Origin of the sequence: Parageobacillus sp. KH3-4, from assembly GCF_022846435.1 — a bacterium.
GTDB lineage: Bacteria > Bacillota > Bacilli > Bacillales > Anoxybacillaceae > Parageobacillus > Parageobacillus thermoglucosidasius_A.
The window spans coordinates 32,244-47,503 of the sequence record NZ_AP025627.1 but is presented as its reverse complement, the minus strand read 5'-3'; the positions used below and the strand labels follow the sequence as shown (position 1 = coordinate 47,503).

At 44.2% G+C, this 15,260-nt stretch carries 12 protein-coding genes and 2 rRNA genes; 1 reads left to right on the top strand and 13 read right to left on the bottom strand.

Annotated features, from left to right (window positions below):
• Nucleotides 1–172: 172 nt before the first annotated feature.
• The 3 genes from MWM02_RS00230 to metG form a co-directional block, all read right to left on the bottom strand.
• A complete protein-coding gene (locus MWM02_RS00230) occupies nucleotides 173–1,381 on the bottom strand; it encodes a G5 and 3D domain-containing protein (protein WP_244402718.1) in 1,209 nt (402 codons plus the stop codon).
• A gap of 201 nt (nucleotides 1,382–1,582) precedes the next feature.
• A complete protein-coding gene (locus MWM02_RS00225; protein WP_244402717.1) occupies nucleotides 1,583–2,353 on the bottom strand; it encodes a TatD family hydrolase in 771 nt (256 codons plus the stop codon).
• Between the two features lie 143 nt (nucleotides 2,354–2,496).
• On the bottom strand, nucleotides 2,497–4,443 hold the full coding sequence (gene metG / locus MWM02_RS00220) for a methionine--tRNA ligase (protein WP_244402716.1): 1,947 nt from the start codon (nucleotides 4,441–4,443) through the stop codon (nucleotides 2,497–2,499).
• 445 nt (nucleotides 4,444–4,888) lie between these two features.
• On the opposite strand from metG, the gene MWM02_RS00215 reads away from it, so the two are divergent.
• Nucleotides 4,889–5,191 (top strand): transition state genes transcriptional regulator AbrB, encoded by a 303-nt coding sequence (locus MWM02_RS00215; protein ID WP_003247396.1) that lies wholly within the window; start codon nucleotides 4,889–4,891, stop codon nucleotides 5,189–5,191.
• Between the two features lie 36 nt (nucleotides 5,192–5,227).
• Here the strand turns inward: MWM02_RS00215 and rsmI are convergent, their stop codons facing one another.
• The 10 genes from rsmI to MWM02_RS00165 form a co-directional block, all read right to left on the bottom strand.
• Nucleotides 5,228–6,106: a 16S rRNA (cytidine(1402)-2'-O)-methyltransferase gene (gene rsmI, locus MWM02_RS00210; protein WP_064550659.1), complete on the bottom strand. Its 879-nt coding sequence runs from the start codon at nucleotides 6,104–6,106 to the stop codon at nucleotides 5,228–5,230.
• A 14-nt stretch (nucleotides 6,107–6,120) separates the two neighbouring features.
• Nucleotides 6,121–6,870, bottom strand: a complete 750-nt coding sequence (locus MWM02_RS00205) for a tRNA1(Val) (adenine(37)-N6)-methyltransferase (RefSeq protein WP_064550660.1) — start codon at nucleotides 6,868–6,870, stop codon at nucleotides 6,121–6,123.
• A 54-nt stretch (nucleotides 6,871–6,924) separates the two neighbouring features.
• The gene (gene yabA / locus MWM02_RS00200; protein ID WP_064550661.1) at nucleotides 6,925–7,290 is read right to left on the bottom strand and encodes a DNA replication initiation control protein YabA; all 366 of its coding nucleotides are present in this window, start codon (nucleotides 7,288–7,290) and stop codon (nucleotides 6,925–6,927) included.
• 15 nt (nucleotides 7,291–7,305) lie between these two features.
• Entirely contained in the window at nucleotides 7,306–8,133 is an 828-nt protein-coding gene (ricT, locus tag MWM02_RS00195; protein WP_064550662.1) for a competence/sporulation regulator complex protein RicT, read from the bottom strand.
• A gap of 15 nt (nucleotides 8,134–8,148) precedes the next feature.
• Complete coding sequence (gene holB / locus MWM02_RS00190) at nucleotides 8,149–9,141, bottom strand: DNA polymerase III subunit delta' (RefSeq protein WP_244403571.1); 993 nt, start codon at nucleotides 9,139–9,141, stop codon at nucleotides 8,149–8,151.
• A gap of 85 nt (nucleotides 9,142–9,226) precedes the next feature.
• On the bottom strand, nucleotides 9,227–9,859 hold the full coding sequence (gene tmk, locus MWM02_RS00185) for a dTMP kinase (protein WP_064550663.1): 633 nt from the start codon (nucleotides 9,857–9,859) through the stop codon (nucleotides 9,227–9,229).
• A 14-nt stretch (nucleotides 9,860–9,873) separates the two neighbouring features.
• A complete protein-coding gene (locus MWM02_RS00180; protein ID WP_244402715.1) occupies nucleotides 9,874–11,313 on the bottom strand; it encodes an aminotransferase class I/II-fold pyridoxal phosphate-dependent enzyme in 1,440 nt (479 codons plus the stop codon).
• 184 nt (nucleotides 11,314–11,497) lie between these two features.
• Nucleotides 11,498–11,689: a sigma factor G inhibitor Gin gene (locus MWM02_RS00175; RefSeq protein WP_420038591.1), complete on the bottom strand. Its 192-nt coding sequence runs from the start codon at nucleotides 11,687–11,689 to the stop codon at nucleotides 11,498–11,500.
• A gap of 377 nt (nucleotides 11,690–12,066) precedes the next feature.
• Nucleotides 12,067–12,183: ribosomal RNA gene (gene rrf / locus MWM02_RS00170) — 5S ribosomal RNA — on the bottom strand.
• Between the two features lie 127 nt (nucleotides 12,184–12,310).
• Nucleotides 12,311–15,245: ribosomal RNA gene (locus tag MWM02_RS00165) — 23S ribosomal RNA — on the bottom strand.
• Nucleotides 15,246–15,260 lie beyond the last annotated feature (15 nt).

Here is a 15,260-nt window from a genome sequence, read left to right as displayed (position 1 = left end):
TTTTTCCTATTTCTGCGCTGCCCCCTTTCCAGTAAAATAATTGTTGGAAGGTTTTCACCTTTATTTCTTTTAAAAATGACTGAAACTTTTTTTGGCTTTTTTCGTCTAAATAAGTAGAAAAATCTTTCTTCATTATAACGAAAAAGCAGAGGGTAAAAAACCCTCCGCATCTTTATTGAAGAATTTTCACTTTTACGCGTTTTTTCCCCCAACGAAACGCGTCCGATTCTTTCGGGAAAAACACGTCAATTTTATAACCGTTAATACTCGATCCTGTGTCGGCAGCAATAGCATATCCGTATCCTTCTACGTACACTTTTGATCCGATTGGTATAACGCTCGAGTCAACCGCGATAACTTTCGCAGAAGGGTTTGCGCGCAAGTCAATTCCTGTGCTCGTTTTTCCCGAACAGCCTTCACAATAAGCGGTATAAGCGGTGGCAGTAACATAAAATTCTTTCGCTGCATGTCTTTGACCGCGAGACGCTATTTGAACAGAACGACTTTGCGCACGAGTGGATCGTGTGCCGATTGCAACAATGCGATTTTTGCTTGCTTTAATTACTTTTGTTTCCATTAATTTTCGCGATACTTCTCTTCCGTTTTCAAGCACTACTTCATACTTTTTCAAAGCACTTCCTTTTTCACCAGGGCTGATGACACGCCGTTCTCCTTTTGGCAATTGCGCGTCTTGGCGAGTGACGACTGCAAAATTAATCGGTTCTTCCACTACATCGGTGACTTTTTGAACTTTAACCACTTTTACAATCATATCTTCTTTTACTTTTTCTTGCAAAGATGGTTCAACACGGTCGAGTTCGCCTAATTTCACGTTTTGTTGTTTTAAAAAGTCAGCGACAGTAGTCGAAGTTGCCCATACTTGTTTTTGTTTACCGCCGACATTTAAGTGGACTGGGAATGCTTTTTCCACATTCACTTCCATTCCTTTTTTTATCTTTGCATTTGGCGACGGGGCAATTTTGTCGTGCTCTCCGATTTTAATATGTTGCGAGTTTAACAGCTCGCCAACGCTTTTTGCAGTCGTCCATATTTCTTGCTTCTTCCCATCCATTATCAAAGTTACTTTCTTGCTCGCCTCCCAAACAATGTTTAAATCATCTGTAATCGGCGTATCTAGCGATGGATAGACGTAATCTTCTTTTCTTGGCTCAATATTTTGCTCCTGTAATACCTCTTTTACCGTCTTGGCGTGAGTGCGAATCTCTTGTTTTTTTCCGTTCGCCGTTAGCGTCACGTCATCCTTCGCTATTTCATACCCGGCAAATCCCGTTGTCGCCGAAAAAGCTATGAAACTACTAGCGGTAACCGTGAAATTTTTCCTCAATGAATCAGAAATTCTCCTCATATTGGGTAATATCATGCAAAACGCCTCCTTCTTGCGCGAATATTCCCCTCTTTCTCTAAACATGTACGTGTAAACACACTCTATTATGCAAAAAATTCACTTAAAAGGAAAGGAAGACTTGTCGACACGTTTATCATATGCAATGCTCTAAATTTGTAGAACTTTTTTTGTTCACTAACGTTTAGACAAGTCCCCCCCACCGATTGACAAATGATTTTAGCGATGGATTCCGAATAATTTTTTCGCATTCTCTGTTGTCGCTTTTGCCACTTCCTCAAAGGAAATGCCTTTTATCTCGGCGATCGCCTCCGCTACATACTTGACGTAGCTTGGCTCGTTTCGTTTTCCGCGGAAAGGGTGAGGCGTTAAATACGGGCAATCTGTTTCAATCAATAAATGTTCAAGTGGAATTTGCGCGGCCACTTCCTTCGGCTTTTTCGAGTTTTTAAATGTTACTGGACCGCCGAGGGAAATAAAAAAGTTCATATCGATACATTGTTTCGCTACTTCCACACTTCCACTGAAACAATGCATAATTCCACCGACTTCAGCGGCGTTTTCCTCTTTTAAAATCCGCAAAATATCCGCTGTTGCTTCACGATTATGGATAATGATCGGCAGTTTCACTTTTTTTGCCAAAGCGATTTGCCGCCGAAATACGTCATGTTGTATTTCCTTTGGCGATTTATCCCAATAATAATCCAAGCCCATTTCTCCTAGCGCCACCACTTTTGGATGTGCAGCCAACTCTGCGATCATGTCCAAGTCCTCGTCCGTCATATCGATTGCATCAACGGGATGCCAGCCGACGGAAGCATAAATAAAATCATATTGCTCCGCTAGTTCCACCGCCCGTGCAATCGTAGGACGGTCAAAACCGACGACAACAATATGAGAAACTCCTTCTCCAACAGCGCGATCAATCACTTCTTGTAAATCATCACTATATTGGACGGCATTTAAATGTGCATGCGTGTCAAAAAGCATAACGGCAACCCCTCTTCTACCTTGGTGTTAAGTGTAACATAGAAATCCATTACATATATCACAAATTATTAACATTTCCATTACAAAACGACAACAAAGAGGTGTCGTGTATCGATTTAACACCACACCTCTTATGCTCGCCATTATTTTATTTTTGTCCCATTTGGAATCGTTTTATCAACGGTAGCGATGGAAAGCGCGCCGTTTTCTTCTCCAGCGAGAATCATACCTTGAGACAATTCGCCACGCAATTTCACCGGTTTTAAATTCGTTACGCAGATGACCTTTTTACCAACGAGTTCTTCTGGTTTATAAAATTGGGCAATTCCTGATACGACTTGACGTTTTTCATAGCCTAGATCTAGCTGGAGCTTCAACAATTTATCCGCATTTTTCACCGGTTCCGCGTGCACCACTTCGGCAACGCGCAAATCGACTTTCGCAAAATCGTCAATTGTGATCTCTTCCGCTTTCGGTGCTTGCGGTTCCGCTGTCTGCTTTTCCGGCGCACCGCCTTGCATATGCGCTTTAATATATTCCACTTCTTTCTCAATGTCTAGCCGTGGGAACAGCGGTTCTCCTTTTGTCACTTTTATGCCTTCTTTGATGAGGCCGAACTCGTACAAACTGTCCCATTGTTTTAGCGATTCATCCACAATGCCAAGCTGCGCAAAAATTTTTTCCGGCGTGCGCGTTAAAAACGGCTGTAACAAAATCGCAACATGGCGAAGCGATTCCGCTAAATGGGTCATTACCGACGCCAACTGTTCTTTTTTGCTTTCCTCTTTCGCGAGTACCCAAGGCTGCGTTTCATCAATATATTTGTTCGTTCGGTTAATCAGCTGCCATACTGTCGCAAGCGCAACAGAAAATTCCATTTTCTCCATCGCTTCTTCGTACTGTTTCACCGTTTTTTTCGCTGTTTCGACAAGATCGTTGTCGAATGGCGTTTTTGCACCGCAATATGTCGGAATCACGCCGTCAAAATATTTTTCAACCATCGCCACCGTGCGGTGCAACAAGTTTCCTAAATCATTGGCTAGATCGTAGTTAATGCGTTCGACAAACCCTTCTGGAGTAAACACGCCATCAGAGCCAAACGGAACTTCGCGAAGCAAATAATAGCGCAGCGCGTCTAATCCGTAACGGTCGATTAATGTGACCGGATCGACGACGTTTCCTTTCGATTTCGACATTTTGCCGTCTTTCATTAATAGCCAGCCATGCGCGAACACTTTTTTCGGCAACGGCAAATCGAGCGCCATTAACATAATCGGCCAATAAATTGTATGGAAGCGGACAATTTCTTTCCCGACTAAATGAACGTCCGCCGGCCAGTATTTGCGAAATTTCTCATCGTCATCCGTGCCATATCCCAACGCCGTAATATAGTTTGTGAGCGCGTCAATCCATACATAAATGACGTGTTTCGGATCACCCGGAACTTTAATGCCCCAGTCAAACGTTGTACGAGAAACCGCTAAATCCTCAAGCCCCGGTTTAATAAAGTTGTTAATCATTTCATTTTTGCGCGACTCCGGCTGAATGAACTCCGGATTTTCTTCATAGTATTGCAAAAGCCGGTCGACATATTTGCTCATTTTGAAGAAATACGATTCTTCTTTTACTTTTTCGACCGGGCGGCCGCAGTCCGGGCAATTTCCGTCAACGAGCTGCCGCTCTGTATAAAACGATTCACACGGTGTACAATACCATCCTTCGTACTCGCCCAAATAAATATCTCCTTGTTCGACAAGACGCGCAAAAATTTTCTCTACTACCTTTTTATGGCGATCTTGCGTCGTGCGAATGAAATCATCATAAGAAATATCAAGTTTTTTCCATAACTCTTGGATGCCTGCGACAATTTCGTCAACGTATTGTTGTGGAGTTACTCCTTTTTCTTCCGCCTTTCGCTGAATTTTTTGCCCATGTTCGTCCGTGCCGGTCAAATACATGACATCATAACCGCGCAAACGTTTATAACGCGCCATCGCGTCTCCCGCTACGGTCGTATACGCGTGACCGATATGCAAGTTCCCACTCGGATAATAAATCGGTGTTGTAAGATAAAACGTTTTTTTCTCCATCCTCATACCTCCCTATTCTGTTAGAACAAAAGCCCCCGCCCGACGGACGAGAGCGATGTTACTTTTATTTTACATAATTTTTTCATTCTACAAAAACATCTATTTCACCTATTGAAAAAAATATACTTGTAAAAATTATATTGGTAAAAATTGATGTTTCCAGTCGTCATTCCATGTCTTTTAGACATTGCCCTTAAATGTTTTGACTCATAAGGGATCTACTACCTGCTTTTTCTACAGACGCTCCAAGCCAAATTCCCTCATTAACTTTTTTAGAACAATTATCTTTTTTAAAATAATAATATACAATTTTTTTTAATTTTACATATAAAAGGATTGACGTATAATGGAAACACTGATATGATTAGGGTGTAGGAAATTTGTCGAATATTGACGAATAAATCCTAGCGAAATAAAAAATATTTTATGGAGAGGAGAGCGTTTCATGAAATCAACAGGTATCGTCCGTAAAGTCGATGAGTTAGGCCGTGTCGTCATTCCGATCGAATTGCGTCGTACATTAGACATTGCCGAAAAAGACGCATTGGAAATCTATGTCGACGACGATCGGATCATTTTGAAAAAATATAAACCAAATATGACATGTGTCGTCACTGGCGAAGTTTCTGATGACAATTTCAAATTAGCCGGCGGTAAAATTATTTTAAGCCGCGAAGGTGCAGAAATTTTATTAAAAGAAATTCAAGAACATCTACAACAATCATCTAACAACGATAACAACAAATAAAAGAGTTTCTCTAGTATTTAGAGAAACTCTCTTTTTTTATTGATGGTGGTATTGCCGATACACTTCCCGCTTCGACATATTTCTGTCTTTCGCCGTTTGTTTAATCGCTTCTTTTGCCGTAAAATTTTTTTTCTGAATATAATACTCAACATGCTCAACCGGGGTTAACGAATGCCACCACGCTTCCGTTTCTTCATCTTCCTTCGTTTCCTTTGCCCCTTCCACAATGACGCAAAATTCCCCGCGAATTTCGTGGATTTTTACCCACTCGACAATCTCGCTAAGATTTCCGCGAATAAACTCTTCAAACCGCTTTGTCAGTTCGCGGCATAGAACAACGCGGCGCTCTCCGAACACCTCATGCATCATCATAAGCGTTTCTTGCATGCGATGAGGAGCTTCATAAAAAATCATCGTCTCACGAATTTTTTTCAATGATTCTAACTGTTCCTTTTTTTCTTTCTTCGTCCGTTCAAGAAAACCAAAAAAGTAAAAGTGGTTTGTCGATAGCCCCGATGCAACAAGCGCGGTTAACGCTGCGTTCGCACCCGGAAGCGGGACAACCGGACACCGCTCTTCGAGGGCAGAAACAATCAGTTCATGGCCCGGATCTGAAATTCCCGGCATTCCTGCGTCGCTGACGAGTGCTACTGACTTTCCCGCTTTCAGACGCTCAACAATTTGCGGTCCGCTTGTATATTTATTATGCTCATGATAACTAATGATCGGCGTATGAATCTTAAAATGGTTTAACAGTTTCTTTGTTTGCCTTGTATCTTCCGCGGCAATCATATCTACTTCTTGCAAAATGCGCACCGCCCGAAACGTCATATCTTCAAGATTGCCTATCGGCGTCGGAACGATATATAGCGTTCCTTTATTATTATCGTCAAAGCTTTTTTGCTGCCAAAGCATTCGTCCTTGCTCCTTTACGATGGGATGATTCCATATAACAGCTGCTTTACTTCATCCGTATATTCGTTATCGTCATTATATACAATAAGCGGCGGCAAAATTTTTAAATCCGGATTTCCGTCTTTAATGCCTTCAATCAAAATCGTATTGGCCTCTTTTCCAAGTTTCGGATAAACAAACCGCAGCCGTTTTGGCTCTAACCGATGCTCGCGCATTAGCGTAATAATGTCAAGAAGCCTTCCCGGCCGGTGCACAAATGCGGCTTTGCCCCCTTGTTTTAATAGTTGGCTGCTTACGCGAATCACATCTTCAAGCGTACAATAAATCTCATGGCGAGCAATGGCCAAATGAACATTTTTGTTCATTTCCTCCTTGCCGATCGTTGGAAAATAGGGAGGATTGCATGTAACAACGTCATATTTACTATATCCTAATTGTTTCGGCGCATCTTTAATATCTCCGTGAATAATTTCTATCTGCTTTTCCAAACCGTTATATTTTACGCTTCTTTTTGCCATGTCGCAAAGCCGCTCCTGGATTTCTACACCGATAATTTTTCCCTTCGTTCTCATGCTTAACAACAGCGGAATAACGCCGTTTCCAGTACATAAATCGACAATTAGCCCTTTTTGAATCGGCATATAAGCAAATTTCGCAAGCAAAACCGCATCAAGGGAGAAGGAAAAGACCGATGGACTTTGAATAATGCGGATTTCTTCATTTAAAAGATAGTCAAGCCTCTCATCGTCATACAATTCCACCATCGCGCATCCTCCTTATCTCAATCAAAAAAATAACCTCTCCTTATGCGGAAAGGCCTACTTTTTATTTAAAAAGGATAAGCAAAATAAACAATCGCCTTCTTTGCGGACGCTTCCATAATGGACATGGCAAATATGGAACCCTTCTTGATAAAGGCGGGCTAAATTATCGTATCCTTCGCCGATGTCAATCAATTTTCTTTCATGGCTATGCTTATGATCTTTTTCTTTTCGTTTTTCTCCCGCCAACTCTTCGCTCATTTGTTCGAGCCGGCGGCGCAAATGATCATTTTCAATTTGCAAATGATGGTTTTCCTCAAGCAACTCGGCTACATATTCCTTTAATTGCACAAGCTGGCGGTACAAATGGCTGAGTTGTTCCTCCATGCTTGTTACCGACTGAAAAATTTCTTTCTTATCCACGTCAATCCACCCCAATTAATCTGTGGCTTGGACTGGTAAAGTGCCATCTTTCATCAACTCGTCGAGCGTATATTCCACGACCCGTCCATGTTCTGGTAATTCCACTTGCAACACTCGTTCTAAAATATTCAATCCGATCACTTTTCCAAGGCCATGAGGGGTTTTCACATACTCGCCTAAATCAGGAAGCTGCTCTTTCGCTGTTTCGTATTCGTCATTTTCGTATTTTAAGCAGCACATTAACCGACCGCAAAGACCGGAAATTTTTGTCGGATTGAGCGATAAGTTTTGATCTTTCGCCATTTTAATCGATACTGGTTCAAAATCTCCTAAAAATGTCGAGCAGCAAAGCATTCTTCCACACGGGCCGATCCCGCCCAGCATTTTTGCTTCATCGCGAACACCGATTTGCCTTAATTCAATGCGCGTACGAAAAATCGCTGCTAAGTCTTTGACAAGTTCGCGGAAATCGACGCGCCCATCCGCGGTAAAATAAAAAATCACTTTATTGCGGTCAAACGTATATTCGACATCAACTAATTTCATCTCTAAACCGTGCTCTTCTACCTTTTTTAAACAAATATCGTACGCTTCCCGCGCCGCTTTTTTGTTTTCCTCGACAATTAATTTGTCTTTTGCGTCCGCGACGCGAATCACTTTTTTCAGCGGCAAAACGATATCGTTCTCATCAACCTGCTTGTTGCTAATAACGACTTTTCCGTATTCGATTCCACGAACTGTTTCCACAATGACAAACTCCCCGACAGGAATTGTCAATTTTCCGGGATCAAAATAATAAATTTTTCCCGCTTTTTTAAAACGGACACCGACGACATTATACAAACGCTTTTCCCTCCTTTACTCCTTTAGGTCAAGGATAAGTTGTTCCATTAAAAGCTGTACGCTCATATTGGTTGTATTTAAACGCGCTGTTGCTCGCAAAATCATTTCCATACTTTTTACAATTTGTTGTTGAGAACAGGAAAGCGACCATTGTCGCAAATCATCAAGACGATCACGATAAATGATTTTGTCAACTTGTCCTAATTGAATATGCAGCATATCTTTATATATATATAAAAGCAAATCTAATCCTAAATCGATTTGTTGCTTTTCTTGAAAATGAGGCATCCATTGATCATGAACAAAAAAAAGTGCCTGCAAATCATTTTTCTTTAACGTTTCATATAATTGTAACACTATTTTTCTCGCCTGCGCAAACCAATCATCTCGGCTTAATCTGAGCGCTTCTTCATGATTGTTTGTCACATGTGCAGCAAGGAAAGCAATATGAGGCGGAATTTGCTGTTCTTCCAAATAATTGGCAAGCAAAGCTGGTGGAATTGGCTTAAACGAGAACACTTGGCAACGGGATATGATCGTTTCCAACATGCGGTGATATTGTTCTGTAAGCAATATCGCTACCGTCCCTGGACGAGGCTCTTCTAAAAATTTTAACAAGCTATTCGCTGCGTTCGTTGTCATTCTGTCAGCATGCTCAATAATATATAGCTTTCGGTCTGACTCCACCGCCATTTTTGTAAACTCTTGCTGCAGCATTTCAATTTGCTCTTTTTTCACCGATTGCCCGTCTGGTTCAATGACATGCACATCCGGATGGTTTCCGGAATCGATTCTGCGGCAATTTCGGCATTCATTGCATGGCTTTATCCCGGAGCGATTTAAACAAAATAAGCTTTTTGCTAATAAAAGACTCATCGCCTTTTTTCCCGTTCCGCGCTGCCCCTCAAACAAATAAGCATGAGAAATCCGCCCTTTTTCCAGACTTTTTGTAATCATTTTCACTACCGCAGGTTGATATCGTTCGAGCTGCTCCCATTCCATAGCCACATTCATCACTCGCTTATTCCTTTATATTTTTATTCTAACATGCCTTGTCTTTTTCATCATGTTTTGTTTCGTGGAAATGCCGCTGCTATCTTTCTTCTATCCGGTCCATCACCGCCGCTATGGTCATTGCAAACACTTCATCGACCGATTTGGAAGCATCAATAGTAATGATGCGGTCAGAAAACCGTTCTGCTAGCTTTAAATATCCTTCTCTTACCTTATAATGGAAAGACAAACTTTCCATATCAAGCCGATTCATTTCACGCTGTTTATTTTTTTGAATTCTTTCTAATCCTATTTTAGGGTCAAGATCAAAATAAATCGTCAACGTCGGAAAATAGCCACCAATAGCAAATTGATTAATTTGTAATATTTCATCAATCCCTAATTCTCTCGCAAATCCTTGATAAGCTAAAGAACTGTCGACAAACCGATCGCACAATACAATTTTACCGGCTTTTACTGCGGGAACAATTTTTTCTAAAAGATGTTGCCTTCTCGCAGCAGCGTAAAGCAATGCTTCTGTGCGGCCATCCATTTCCGTGTGTGCTGGATTTAAAATAATAGAACGAATTTCCTCGGCAATACGAACCCCTCCTGGTTCTCTTGTCGCTAAAACGTCAAAGCCTTTTTTCCGCAAAAACGATTCCAGCATAGCAATTATCGTCGTTTTTCCCGCTCCTTCCGGCCCCTCGAAAGAAAAAAAACGGCCTTTCATGCTTTATATCCCCCTTATTCTGCTAGTGAATATACTTCTATTTGATTAGAAGATAAAAACTTTCCTCCTTGAAACCGCGCGTGATAACTTTTTAACTGCTTGATTTGTTCAATATGCTCTCTACTAATCCATTCTCCTGTAAATAATAAAGGCACTCCAGGCGGATAAGGCGTGATCGTTTCTGCAGCGATAAACCCTTCAGCCTTTTCGAGGTCAATCACTTTTTTCGGTAATGTTTCTAGCTCCTTATAGGAAACGGGACTTGCAGACGCCAAGAAAGAAAAAGAACGGAACGAATTTAGCAGCTCTTCGCTATAGCTTAATCCATGAAACGCCCGCTTTGTTTTTTCGATCACTTCCTCTAAACGATCAACAACTGCAAGCGGATATACGAGTAAAACGTTAAACGGATCGGCAAGCTCCGCAAAAATTCCTTCTTGCTCCAAACGTTGCTGAAGCTCGTAACCGGACAACTTGCTTCTCGTTTGAATGGTAATTTTCAATAAATCCGTCTTGACAAACGGGTGTTGTGAATGAACTACAGCGATCCCTTCTATCTCATCAAGAGCATCTTTCAACTGTTGAATTTGCTTGGAAATGTCCTCTACATCTTTCCTCGTTAAACGGGCAAGATAGCTTCTTGCTAAGTCAAGTGAGGCCATTATCGGATAAGATGGGCTGCTTGACTGGAACACTTGTAAAAAATATTTTACTTTCTCCTTATCTATTAATGAACTATTTACATGCAAATACGACCCCATCGTCATAGCCGGCAACGTCTTGTGCGCTGACTGGACAACCACGTCCGCTCCGCACGCGACCGCTGTTTTCGGAAAAGGATCCCCTATAACAAAGTGAGCGCCATGTGCCTCATCGACAAGCACAGGAATACGATAGCGATGCGCGATGTTTACGACTTCCGTAAGATCAACCGCCATTCCATAATAATTTGGATTAGTCAACACTAACGCTGCGGCATCTTGATGAAGTTCAATCGCCTTTTTCACTGTTTCATATGCTACATAAGAGGCGACACGGACGTCTTCATCGAGCTCTGGAGGGAGAAAAACAGGAGTAGCTCCGACTAATTGAAGCGCGTGTATAATCGATTTATGGCAATTCCGCTGCACGATTACCTTTTTCTTTTCTCCGCAAACGGCAAAAATCATTGCTAAATTTCCAACAGTAGAACCGTTCACTAAGAAAAACGTTGCTTCTACATTATACAGCTGTGCTGCCAATGATTGCGCCTCGGCGATGACCGATTCCGGATGATGGAGATCATCAAGACCGCTCAACTCAGTCGCATCAAGTTTTAATAACTGTTTATAATCATCTTTCGCTTCTATAGGGAATACTGTTCCATATTTGTGACCTGGTACGTGAAACGAAAATGGATGGATGGAATCATGCTGTTTTAAAGCGGTATATAAAGGAGTTTGCTGTTGATTCATGAATGCCCCTCTTTCCTCTTTCATATTCACAAATAACAAATATCTTACCATAGATAACAAGATATATATTATCATTAACCTTACTGTCTTGAATAGAAACACATACGATTTCCCAGCCATTCCATATGAAAGTTGAACGTATAAACATGTTTATATAAATAAAACAGGTCCTATCGATAGGACCCTATGAATATATTTTCGAAGATATAATTTTCCTTAACTGTTTTACGTAAAAACTATATTTTGGATCAGTCGCATCCGTTTGCACAATCTTCCTTTCACAGTCGAAACAAAGAAACTGATCATAAATTTGAATGCCTTCTCGCTTTGGCTGCTCACAAACGATACATACCCTTTCAATACCATCTCTATCCATAATCGGTGAACCCACCTTCTCCACCTCCCGCCTTTATTTTTCCCACATTCATAAGTTTCTATACTAATATAGATAGTAAAAAATTAGAGATGCTTATAATTTTATAACACCACATGAACAAAAACAGATTAGGGAATGCACATTTTTCACTTAAGTTTAATAGAGGGAAATGTGAGAAGCGGAGATATTTTCTAATATAAAAAACAGCTGATTAAGCGTAAAAGCTTAGTCAGCTGTTTTCTGTAACTTTATTGTTAACTGCAGAGAAAAGTGCCGTTCATGCTTTATGAGTACTTAAGAGTACTTAACAGAGCAGTTGGACTCGACATAATAAAAAGCACCCTGCTTATTCGTAGGGTGCTTTATAAAATAAACTTGCCTAGCAACGACCTACTCTTGCAGGGGCGCTGGCCCCAACTACCATCGGCGCTGGAGAGCTTAACTTCCGTGTTCGGAATGGGAACGGGTGTTTCCTCTCCGCTATTGTCACTAGGCAAGTATTTCTGACAGGTATTATTATATTTTAATCATCTCTTTTGTCAAGAGAGATTCGTTCCCTCAAAACTAGATAACCGTCCATTTGGAAGAAACCGTTTCGCTGGGCGGCTTCCGTTTTTCCGCTTGGTTAAGTCCTCGATCGATTAGTATCCGTCAGCTCCACGTGTCGCCACGCTTCCACCTCGGACCTATCGACCTCGTCATCTTCGAGGGATCTTACTCGCTTTTCGCGATGGGAAATCTCATCTTGAGGGGGGCTTCACGCTTAGATGCTTTCAGCGCTTATCCCTTCCGCACATAGCTACCCAGCGGTGCCCCTGGCGGGACAACTGGTACACCAGCGGTGCGTCCATCCCGGTCCTCTCGTACTAAGGACAGCTCCTCTCAAATTTCCTGCGCCCGCGACGGATAGGGACCGAACTGTCTCACGACGTTCTGAACCCAGCTCGCGTACCGCTTTAATGGGCGAACAGCCCAACCCTTGGGACCGACTACAGCCCCAGGATGCGATGAGCCGACATCGAGGTGCCAAACCTCCCCGTCGATGTGGACTCTTGGGGGAGATCAGCCTGTTATCCCCGGGGTAGCTTTTATCCGTTGAGCGATGGCCCTTCCATACGGAACCACCGGATCACTAAGCCCGACTTTCGTCCCTGCTCGACCTGTCCGTCTCGCAGTCAAGCTCCCTTCTGCCTTTGCACTCTCCGAATGATTTCCAACCATTCTGAGGGAACCTTTGGGCGCCTCCGTTACCTTTTGGGAGGCGACCGCCCCAGTCAAACTGCCCACCTGACACTGTCTCCCACCCCGATAAGGGGTGCGGGTTAGAATTTCAATACCGCCAGGGTGGTATCCCACCGCCGCCTCCACCGAAGCTGGCGCTCCGGCTTCCCAGGCTCCCACCTATCCTGTACAAGCGATACCAAAATTCCATATCAGGCTGCAGTAAAGCTCCACGGGGTCTTTCCGTCCTGTCGCGGGTAACCTGCATCTTCACAGGTAGTATGATTTCACCGGGTCTCTCGTTGAGACAGTGCCCAAGTCGTTACACCTTTCGTGCGGGTCGGAACTTACCCGACAAGGAATTTCGCTACCTTAGGACCGTTATAGTTACGGCCGCCGTTTACTGGGGCTTCGGTTCGCACCTTCAGCCTTGCGGCTTAAGCGCTCCCCTTAACCTTCCAGCACCGGGCAGGTGTCAGCCCCTATACTTCGCCTTTCGGCTTCGCAGAGACCTGTGTTTTTGATAAACAGTCGCTTGGGCCTTTTCACTGCGGCTCCCTCGGGCTTGAGACCCAAGAGAGCACCCCTTCTCCCGAAGTTACGGGGTCATTTTGCCGAGTTCCTTAACGAGAGTTCTCCCGCGCACCTTAGGATTCTCTCCTCGCCTACCTGTGTCGGTTTGCGGTACGGGCACCTCCCACCTCGCTAGAGGCTTTTCTTGGCAGTGTAGGATCGGGGACTTCGGGACCAAAGGTCCCTTCGCCATCACGGCTCCGCCTTGTTGCCAGACGGATTTGCCTATCTGGCGGCCTAACCGCTTGGACAGGCTATTCCAGCAGCCTGCTCGCCCTACCTTCCTGCGTCCCCCCATCGCTCAAACGGTGAGGAGGTGGTACAGGAATCTCGACCTGTTGCCCATCACCTACGCCTTTCGGCCTCGGCTTAGGTCCCGACTAACCCTGAGCGGACGAACCTTCCTCAGGAACCCTTAGGCTTTCGGTGCAGAGGATTCTCACCTCTGTTTTCGCTACTCACACCGGCATTCTCACTTCTAAGCGCTCCACGAGTCCTTCCGGTCTCGCTTCGGCGCACTTAGAACGCTCCCCTACCGATGACCATCGGTCATCCCACAGCTTCGGTGGTACGTTTAGCCCCGGTACATTTTCGGCGCAGAGTCACTCGACCAGTGAGCTATTACGCACTCTTTAAATGATGGCTGCTTCTAAGCCAACATCCTGGTTGTCTGGGCAACTCCACATCCTTTTCCACTTAACGTACACTTAGGGACCTTAGCTGGTGGTCTGGGCTGTTTCCCTCTCGACTACGGATCTTATCACTCGTAGTCTGACTCCCAAGGATAAGTCGTTGGCATTCGGAGTTTGACTGAGTTCGGTAACCCGATGAGGGCCCCTAGCTCAATCAGTGCTCTACCTCCAAGACTCTTCCCTTGAGGCTAGCCCTAAAGCTATTTCGGGGAGAACCAGCTATCTCCAGGTTCGATTGGCATTTCACCCCTACCCACACCTCATCCCCGCACTTTTCAACGTGCGTGGGTTCGGGCCTCCAGTAGGTGTTACCCTACCTTCACCCTGGGCATGGGTAGATCACCTGGTTTCGGGTCTACGACGACGTACTACGCGCCCTATTCAGACTCGCTTTCGCTGCGGCTCCGTCTTTTCGACTTAACCTCGCACGTCATCGTAACTCGCCGGTTCATTCTACAAAAGGCACGCCATCACCCATCAACGGGCTCTGACTACTTGTAGGCACACGGTTTCAGGTTCTCTTTCACTCCCCTTCCGGGGTGCTTTTCACCTTTCCCTCACGGTACTGGTTCACTATCGGTCACTAGGGAGTATTTAGCCTTGGGAGATGGTCCTCCCTGCTTCCGACGGGATTCCCCGTGTCCCGTCGTACTCAGGAGCCACTCGGGAGGGAACGAAGTTTCGACTACAGGGCTGTCACCTTCTCTGGCGGGCCTTTCCAGACCGCTTCGTCTACCCCGTTCCTTTGTCACTCCCATCTGAGTGGTCCTACAACCCCAAGAGGCAAGCCTCTTGGTTTGGGCTGTTCCCGTTTCGCTCGCCGCTACTCAGGGAATCGCGGTTGCTTTCTTCTCCTCCGGGTACTGAGATGTTTCAGTTCCCCGGGTGTGCCCTCCATACCCTATGGATTCAGGTATGGATACTGCCCCATTACGGGCAGTGGGTTCCCCCATTCGGACATCTCCGGATCAACGCTTGCTTACAGCTCCCCGAAGCGTTTCGGCGTTTGCCCCGTCCTTCATCGGCTCCTAGTGCCAAGGCATCCACCGTGCGCCCTTTCTAACTTAACCATGCGAAACCCGGCT

Excerpts from the sequence above, each read along its gene's own strand:
- MWM02_RS00230 (WP_244402718.1), bottom strand. The coding sequence starts at position 1,381 with ATGATATTACCCAATATGAGGAGAATTTCTGATTCATTGAGGAAAAAT.
- MWM02_RS00225 (WP_244402717.1), bottom strand. The coding sequence starts at position 2,353 with ATGCTTTTTGACACGCATGCACATTTAAATGCCGTCCAATATAGTGAT.
- metG (WP_244402716.1), bottom strand. The coding sequence starts at position 4,443 with ATGGAGAAAAAAACGTTTTATCTTACAACACCGATTTATTATCCGAGT.
- MWM02_RS00215 (WP_003247396.1), top strand. The coding sequence starts at position 4,889 with ATGAAATCAACAGGTATCGTCCGTAAAGTCGATGAGTTAGGCCGTGTC.
- rsmI (WP_064550659.1), bottom strand. The coding sequence starts at position 6,106 with ATGCTTTGGCAGCAAAAAAGCTTTGACGATAATAATAAAGGAACGCTA.
- MWM02_RS00205 (WP_064550660.1), bottom strand. The coding sequence starts at position 6,870 with ATGGTGGAATTGTATGACGATGAGAGGCTTGACTATCTTTTAAATGAA.
- tmk (WP_064550663.1), bottom strand. The coding sequence starts at position 9,859 with ATGAAAGGCCGTTTTTTTTCTTTCGAGGGGCCGGAAGGAGCGGGAAAA.
- MWM02_RS00180 (WP_244402715.1), bottom strand. The coding sequence starts at position 11,313 with ATGAATCAACAGCAAACTCCTTTATATACCGCTTTAAAACAGCATGAT.
- MWM02_RS00175 (WP_420038591.1), bottom strand. The coding sequence starts at position 11,689 with ATGGATAGAGATGGTATTGAAAGGGTATGTATCGTTTGTGAGCAGCCA.